Source organism: Micromonospora sp. NPDC047527 (genome assembly GCF_040643015.1).
GTDB lineage: Bacteria > Actinomycetota > Actinomycetes > Mycobacteriales > Micromonosporaceae > Micromonospora.
In genome coordinates this window covers 309,025-317,192 of the sequence record NZ_JBEYTK010000001.1, presented here as the reverse complement: position 1 = coordinate 317,192, position 8,168 = coordinate 309,025, and the positions used below count along the sequence as shown (strand labels likewise).

General features: G+C 70.9%; 5 protein-coding genes. All 5 read right to left on the bottom strand.

What is annotated here, in order from left to right:
* Positions 1 to 1,221, bottom strand: a 1,221-nt coding sequence (locus ABZ808_RS01315; protein WP_356999238.1) for a hypothetical protein, incomplete at its 3' end; no start/stop codon positions are given.
* A 155-nt stretch (positions 1,222 to 1,376) separates the two neighbouring features.
* Positions 1,377 to 3,065: a hypothetical protein gene (locus ABZ808_RS01310; RefSeq protein WP_356999235.1), complete on the bottom strand. Its 1,689-nt coding sequence runs from the start codon at positions 3,063 to 3,065 to the stop codon at positions 1,377 to 1,379.
* Between the two features lie 146 nt (positions 3,066 to 3,211).
* Positions 3,212 to 4,975 carry a TraM recognition domain-containing protein gene (locus tag ABZ808_RS01305; protein WP_356999232.1) on the bottom strand — a complete coding sequence of 588 codons (1,764 nt, stop codon included), beginning with the start codon at positions 4,973 to 4,975 and terminating at the stop codon, positions 3,212 to 3,214.
* Complete coding sequence (locus tag ABZ808_RS01300) at positions 4,972 to 6,675, bottom strand: ATP/GTP-binding protein (protein ID WP_356999229.1); 1,704 nt, start codon at positions 6,673 to 6,675, stop codon at positions 4,972 to 4,974. The genes ABZ808_RS01305 and ABZ808_RS01300 overlap by 4 nt, the downstream gene beginning before the upstream one ends.
* Complete coding sequence (locus ABZ808_RS01295) at positions 6,672 to 8,165, bottom strand: SCO6880 family protein (protein WP_356999226.1); 1,494 nt, start codon at positions 8,163 to 8,165, stop codon at positions 6,672 to 6,674. The genes ABZ808_RS01300 and ABZ808_RS01295 overlap by 4 nt, the downstream gene beginning before the upstream one ends.
* Positions 8,166 to 8,168: the final 3 nt, after the last annotated feature.

Sequence of the window (8,168 nt, the reverse complement as noted above, 5' to 3'; positions counted from 1 at the left end):
CCGGTCGAACGTTTCGGGCAGCGCGGGCTCGCTGCCGGTGTCGGCGGGCCCGGCTGCCGTTCTGTTCCGGTCCACGCCAGCGAAAACCGCACCGGCCCCGTACGCGACCGCAGCGGCGCCGCCCAGATAACCCGCCGCTCGGACATGACTTCTGTCGATGACGAGGTGATCGTCCGTTGACAATGCCTTGTTCACACCAGAGATCACGGTGTAGCCGGCCGCGATACCGGTGGTGAGGCCGACGACGTCGGCGGTGTCCCGGGCCAGACGCGGCATGTCGACCTGCGGCGCGGTGATGTTGTTGTAGATGCTTTGACCTCTGTTGATGATGTCGGCACCGAGGATCACAGCGTTGCCGGTCGCGATGGCGTAAGAAAATCCGGCGGATCGCCCGAACGCCTCGAGCGTGCTGCCGAGCGCGTACAGGACCCGGGTCCGGACCTCCTCGTCCATGACAACTTGCCAGCCATTTTTGACACGTTGCATGAGCGTCTGCCCGTCTTCGTGCAGCGCGAACGTGTCCGCCCGCCCCGCCTCCACGTCAGGCCCGCCCGCAGGGCCGCCAACCGGCGGAAGAGGCGGAGATCCACTCGGGGTGTGGCTGGGACTGGCCAGCGGGGAGCGGTCGGGGACGACCACTTCCTCCTGCTGCGTGGGGCGCGTCCCGAGCTGGAACGGCTCCCCCGTCACGAGGTTGGTGAGTCCGTCGGCGACCTGCTGATCAGCCCACTGCTCCCACGCCCTCGTGCTCGCCTCCAGTTCGGCGAAGTCCAAAGGCGGCGGAGGCGTCACCGGGGCAGGTTCAGGCATCCGGTCATCAGCGGGTGACGTGGCGAAGGCGCGCTGCGCCTCCCACACATCGTGGTCAACCGAGGCGAGGTTGCCGGCGAGCTGATAACGCTCAAACTGGTTGGCGAGTTCGTCGACCGAGACAGACTGCTCGAAGCCGGTCGAATAGTCGTACGGCCCCTGCGGCGAGGGCGAGGCGGCGGCCGGGTACGGGTACGGGTACGGTGCGGAGCTGGTGCCGCTGCTCGAGAACGGCTGCATGGTCGCGTACGGAGCGACACTCACGTTCATGTGCGACGGGTACCCGTTCTCGTCGAGCGCCGGGCCGAAGTCGTAGGCGTTGTCGTCGCCCTGGTCGCTGGCGCTGCGGCTGGAACCCTGGTAGCCGCTTCCGTGGTCGTAGGGTTGTCTGGAGTTCTGACTACGTTCCATTTCATCGTCTCCTGACGACGGCGGACGTGGATTCCCGCTCTACGCGGCACTCGGCGCGCCGGTTCAGTCCGGAACGGAGATCTTTTTGAATGGCCCGCCCGCCGTGATCGGCCGTACCCAGGACGGACCCCGGCCGGTCACGGCGGCAATGCCGGCTACCGACCGCGCCCGCCCCGGCGGGCGGGCTGCTGCGTGTTACTCCCGGCGGGATACCCCTGCCCGGGGTACTCCTGCGCGGGGTACCCCTGCTCGGCGTAGTCCTGGCCCGCGCGTGCCGCGTTGACCTGCGCGAGATACGCGAGCGTCTGGCTGGGAGTCCAGCTGTGCGAGGATCCGGCCTGCTGGGTGACACTCGGCCCCGGGTCCGTCTGCCCCGGTGGCGACGGAGAGTCCGAGACCGACAGATCACTGAACTGTCCCTCGACCGAGGCGCTCCAGACGGGGTGTCCGTAGCCGAACTGGTCGTAGCCGAACTGGTCATAGGCGAAGTGGCCAGGTGCCGCGGGCTCCGCCGACGACGACTCCCCTTCCGAGCCCGAACCGTGAGCCATGGGCAGCATCCGGTCGCCGAACGACAGCGATGCCGCGCCTGCGGGCAGGTAGGGGCCCAGCGCCTCGGCCTGGTCCGACGCCGGAGTCAAGGGCGCGGGAGACCAGTCTTCGGGGTACACCGCGAAGCCCTGAGCGCCCGTCGCCAAGAGGGTGTCCTGATTCAGTGGCTGGCCGAGCGCAGGGTCCGCGACACCGTGGTAGGGGTGCCCGATCTGGTACACGGCGTGCGCGTCGGCATGGTCCTCGATCGCCTCGAGGGTCGCGGTCGCGGTGTTCGGACTGGCGGTGATGTCCACCCGCGGATGATTCGCGATCCACTCGTGATCGAGGTACTGGGCTCTGGCTGTGGCCAGGTAGTCCCTGCCGTGCGCCCACTTCTGATAGTTGTTGTCGTACGCATGGGCCTCACGAACCGAATACTCAAGGGCGCCGAGGGCTCTCGGCTGGCGCGTCCACGCCTCGCAGACAACGCCCTCGGGTGCGGCAGGAGGACCGAAGTAGACAACCACGTGGTCACGAGCGGCAGCCGGCGCGCCGGGTGCCGACGTCACATCGGAGAAGTCCTTCCGCGTGATCATGTCGCCGGTCCGGGTGGCCGGGTCGTAGAGATCCCGGTGCCCGGCGCAGGCCATCAGGGACGCGAACTCCTCGCAGGCGGCCTCCCCGTAATGCTCTGCCAGCGCTCCCTCCTGGCCCAACTCGATCTCCTGGGTCGGCGGATCGATTTTGGCCTCCGGAGCCCGCACCTGGGCGTGGAGGACCTCCAGGCTCTGGCCGCCGGTCGCGGCGAAGCGGCCGTGCTGATTGGCGACGTTGATCCGGCTGCGCAGATCGTCGATCACCTGCTGGGCATAGTGCTGCCGGGACTCCCTCAGGTCGCGTTCCAGTTCGAACTTCTGCCCGAACAGGCTCCTCGCCCGGTTCAGGTCCTCGCGGTCGGCCGGGTTCACCAGCCTGCCGCGCCGGTCGAGCTCCGCGCAGCGCTGCCGTGCGGTCTCGATCAGCTCGCGGACCGGCTCGTCGACAAGCGTCCGGGCATTGCGCTGGTAGCGCTCGAAGCGCCGTGACTCGGAGGAACCGAGGTCCGGCGGGTTGTTGAGCGACGACGTGCGCATCGCCTCGACGAACCGGTAGCGCGCGACCGCCACGCCGAACTCTTTCTCGTGGCGGCTGCCGCTCCACAGTCGACGTCTGATTTCCGGCAGACGGTCGATGATCCCGGCGAGTTCCTGACGCCTGTCGTCGAGTGCCTCCTGCTGGAGTCCGATCTGCCACGGTGCGTACCTGACCACTGTTGCCGCCTTTCTGTAGCACGGTGCCGCGTGCGGCGGCACCGTGCTGTCGCACGCCTTCTGTCGCCAGCACTACGGAGGAGGACAGGACGCGGTTCACCTCATAACGGGAGATTTGATCGCGTCCCGATGAGGCTGCCGAAGCCCTACGACCACCCCGTGCCGAGCTTGGCGGTGGCCCGTTCGGTGATCGCCGCGACCTCCTGCTTGGCCAGCGCCGAGATTCGTCCCGCGTCCGGCTCCTTGTACCAGGGACGCAGCTTGATCACCGCAGGTCGGACGCCCGTGGCCAGCAGCAGAGCGGTCCCCTTCGGCAGCGCCCGGATCCGGTCGGCTGGCAGCACGTTCTCCTGACGGTACGAGACGGACCGCGACGAGCCGTCCCGGCTACGCGAGATGCTGACGGTGCTCACGTCGTGCAGGCCGACCAACTTGGAGATCTTCTCCACGAAGTCGGCGTCGTCGAGGCCCGCGCCGAGCAGTTTGATGGTGGCGGCACCCCACATCGCGTCCATGCCGGCCTCGCCCCAGACTCGGGAGCCCTGCCGATAGCTCTGCAACAGGGTCACCACGTTGATCCCGCGCGAGCCGAGGTGCGAGTACAGGTCGGGCAGGTCGGAGATCCGGCACACGTTCGCCGCCTCGTCGAGCACCGCGGTCATCGGCGGGTCCAGCCGGCCGCCCATCCGCTCGGCGGCGACCACCCCGGCCCGCAGCGTCGCGTCGGCGAGCCCGGCGATCACTCCGGCGGCGGAGCCGCCGCCGTCCTTGGAGAGCAGGTAGAGGGTGTCCCGGCCGAGGACGTGCCGATCCGGACGGAACTGCGGCAGGTACGGGTCCGGGCTGACCCAGGAGAGGATCTCCGGGTCGAGCAGGCACGCCACACACTGCCGGGCGGTCTCATAGATGCCGTCGCGGGTCTCCACGGCCCCGCGTACGGTGCCCTGCAACTGCTCGGCCATCGCCTGCATGCCCGCGTCGCGCAGCAGGTCGATCGGGGTGCGGTCGGCCGGGTCGGCGAGCCAGCCGAGCAGGTCGGTGACCGGGGCCCGCCCCCGGGCGGCGGCCAGGAAGAGCGCGGTCAGGGTGTTCTGCGCCGCCGAGATCCAGAAGTCCTTCTTCGAGCTGTCGTCGTTGACCGAGGCGACGAAGTGCCCGGCCAGCCGCCGCGCGCCCTCGATGGTGACGCAGTCGGCGAGGATGTCCCACCACATCTCCCGGGGTGCGTGCGCGATGCCCTGCGGGTCGAAGGTCCAGACGGTGCCGATACGTTCCCGTTCGGCGCGGGTCACCGCGTACACGTCGGACTTGTTGGACGTGAGCAGGACCGCGCCCCGGGCACGCAGCACCCGGGGAATGGCGATGCCGGTGGACTTTCCGGCCCGGGGTGCCATCAGGTCCAACTCCACGTCCTCGTAGGAGGAGCGCAACTCCGGGCCGTTCGGAGACAGGTCGCCGAGCAGGTTGCCGGTCTCGTCCGGCGGTAGGTGCTTCATCCCGGCCAGCGAGGGACGCAACTCCCGGGCGCGGGCGGCGATGCCGGCCGGGGCCAACGACGCGAGATCGCTTCTGCGGGCCAGCCCGACGCCCTGGTTGCGGCGGTCGAGCAGCCAACGCCCGACGAGCACGACCGGCACGACGAGGAGAGCGGCCACCACGACCATCCCCCCGTAGACCGCGTACGGGGACGCGCCGGGCCAGAGCGTGTCGAGGTCGCCGGAGACCAGGGCGAAGTACGAGCCGATGGTGAACGGCGGCGGGCGCCAGCCGTGCCCGGTCAGCCCGGCGCCGAGCGTGCCGCCCGTCCAGGCGACGATGAAGAGCCCGAGGTTGGCGAGGACGACCAGAGAGAAGGCCCAGAAGAACAGGTCGGACCCGCGTGGCGGGCCGGAGGACATCCTCCCGCTCACGCCTCCCACCCCCGGCTGGGTCCCTCGGTCACCTGGGCGTACTCCGGCTGGGTGCTCAGGTTGCCCAGTTCGGCCTCGGCCTCGAAGGCCGCCTGCCGGGCCGCGGCCCGCTCAGCGGCCTGCTGTTCGGCGAAACCGTTCTGCACCCAGCGCAGGTTGGTGTCGTGCAGGCGACGCTCGGTGTCGGTGATGGAGACCCGGATCGGGATGCCAGGTCGACCACCGACCTTGATCAGGAACCGGCCCCGGCCGGGCGGCTCCTCGTTGCTGCCACTGCTCGCCCAGCCCGGCGGGGACGACCAGGAGGACACCAGCTCGATCTCCCGGCGGGACAGGCCGATCACCCGGCCCAGGTCGGTCATCTCGGCGGCCGGCAGTCCGGCGCAGGCGACGATCCCGGCCCGCTCGACAAAGCCGCGCGCCTTGGCCCGGTCGGCGTCGGTGCCGAGCGCCTCGGCGTCCTTGAGGGTGTGGGTGATCTTCGCGTCGCCGAGGCCGAGTGAGCGATTGAGCCGGGTCAGCGCGTCGATCCGGTCGACGATGCCGGAGGCCGCCCGCAGTGGACGCCACAGCTCGTCCAGGATGGTGAAGAACCAGCGGCGCGGTGCCATTCCGGCGTCGGCCATCGCATGCGCGGCGGCAACCGTACCCAGGCCATCAGACCAGGCGGCGAGCATCGCCGCCGCGGTGAGTTGGGTGTCCGACTCGCCGATCCGGGAGATGTCGATGCAGACGGCGGGGGCGTCCAGGTTGATCCGGGTCGAGGTGGACGAACCGAAGGTGTCGCCGAGCGCGCCGTCGAGGATGCCGAGTAGGGAGCGGTGCAGCGGGTCCACCGCGTCCCGGTACCGGGTCTCCTGCCCCCGGTCCAGGGTCACCGCCCGGACCCGGTCCGGCCCCTCCTCCAACACCCGCAGCAGGTCAGGCAGGATCGGGGCACGCCCATTCGGGGTACGTTCCCGCAGGTGCCGCAGGCAGGCGGAGAGCACCGCCTGCTCGTGGTCGTCCAGGGCGCGGCCCCGCACGATGGTCAGCAGCGCCGCCACCATGTTGAGCACCCGGCCGTGGGTCTCGGCCGCCAGCGCCTGACCGGCCTTGCCGCCGATCCGTTCGGCGGCCAGCCCCATCGCCCCCGGGTCCAGCACGTTGATGCCGCCGACCCCACGGCCGATCGAGATGACCTGCCCACCGAGGGCGCGGACCGTGTCCGCGTAGTCCGGCTTCAGGTCGCCGAGGACCAGCGGCACCACACCGGTGGCGGCCAGTCCCACGGCCATCCGGTTGATCAGGGTCGATTTGCCCAGGCCGGGCATACCGAGCATGAACAGCGACGGGTTGGAGATGTACTTCGCCCGGGTGAACCAGGAGATCGGGTCGCCGCAGACCGTCGCGCCGGTGAAGAGGTGCTGGCCGAGCGGCACCCCGGACATCGGCGCGCCGGAGCCGGCCGAGAACGGCCAGAGCCCGCACGCCTGCACGGTGGTGGCCCGCCACATCGTCGGCGCGTCGAGGTAGCCGACCTTGCCGCCGCCCGGTCCGTCCCAGCCCCGCGCCGAGACCGGGAAGTCCCGGCGGGGCTTCGGTGGGGCGGCCTTCGCCGGCTTGGGGGCCTCGTCGTCCGGGTCGCCGACCAGGCCCGTGAGCGCGGTGGACGCCCCGGCGTGCCCGGCCGGCCAACCGGCACCGAGTGGGGTGCTCACATCGCCTCCTGGAGTTCGTGCGGCAGCATGGTCTGTTCCCAGGGCAGAATTCCGGCCGGCAGGCTGCAGCTGAACGCCGCCGCCTGCATCCGGTTGGCCGGACGCATGGAGATCCGGGCGGCCCCGGTCAGGTTGCGTACCACCACCGACGCGTCGTCGAGCTGGTCGGGGCGGTCGACGGTGATGGTGAGCATCAGGGAGAACTCGACCAGCCCGGCGCCGGTGGCCTCCTCGGAGGCGGCCTGTTCGGCGGCGCGTACCTCGGCGGCGGCCCGCGCCTGCACCATGCCGCGACCGGAGGTCGCCATGAACTGGGCGGTCCGCCGGTCCGCCTCGACGATCCGGGCCGAGGTGGCCGGATCGATCGGGCGGTAGAGCAGCGCCACGCGCTTGCGGCGGGTGCCGGCGGAGGCGTCCAGCATGGTCCGCAGCACACTGGACCGGACCGTGCCCCGGGGTGCGAGGGTGAGCAGCCAGGTCCGCGACACCCCGGAGTCGTGTTGGTACGCGTCGACCGTCTCCATCGCCGCCACCGGCCCGGCGTCGATCCACTCCAGCCCGGTGTGCCCGTGCTCGGCGCGGACGCTGAGCACGTCGGCGGCACACGCGGGGTCGTACGCGACCCGGACCACCTCGGCGATCTGCTCGGCGGTGAGCGGCTCGGCCACCCCTCCGCCCGCGCTGACCAGCCCGGTCAGCAGGCTCGGCACCCGGATGGCCAGGTCGGTGATGACGTCCTCCGGGTCGCGGCGGGGCCCGCCCACCGGCGCGTACGTCAGGGTGATGTACGAGTTCATCTCCGACGACGCGGACGGGTAGTCCTCGACCACCTCCTGCATCACCGCGCGGGCGGCGAGCGGGGCGTCAGCGTCGAGCCGGGGCAGCACCTCGGTCGCCAGCCGGGTGCCCGGGTCGGGCGCGGTCTCCACCACCACCGACGCGCCGCGCAGCCCCGGCTCGTGGGCGAGTCGGGACAGCCACTCGCCCCAGAGCGCCACCCAGGTGTCGACCTGGTCCGGGTCGACCAGCGATCCGCCGTCGGGTTCGCAGCGCAGCACGATGGTGTAGAGGTTGCGGCGGCGGTGGTGCAGCACCCCGAACGACCGGTCGTAGGCGTCCCGCCCCTCCAGGGCCGCCACCCCGCTGAGCATGCCGGGCGGCGCGAACCGACCCTCGGGACGGGCCGACAGCGGCCCCGAGACGTACAGGTGCTCGCCCCGGGCCCGGCGCCGGGACCAGCCGATGCGCAGCGTCACGAGCTGGTACAGGTTGCGGCCGTCCGGGGTGCGCACCGCCATGGGAACAAGGCCCAGCACGAACGGCGTACCGATCACCATCGCCGCCTGCAGCGATGCCAGAGACGCCAGCAGCACCACCACCAGCCCGCCGAAGACCCCGACAGTGCCGAGCAGACCGAACGGCCCCAGCCCGGCGCGGCGTGGCCGGCGCCAGTTCCCGTACGTCGGTTCGATAGCGGCTTCCGTCGACATAGA

Bases quoted from the DNA above. Each gene is read 5' to 3' on its own strand.
- ABZ808_RS01295 (WP_356999226.1), bottom strand. From the start codon at position 8,165: ATGTCGACGGAAGCCGCTATCGAACCGACGTACGGGAACTGGCGCCGG.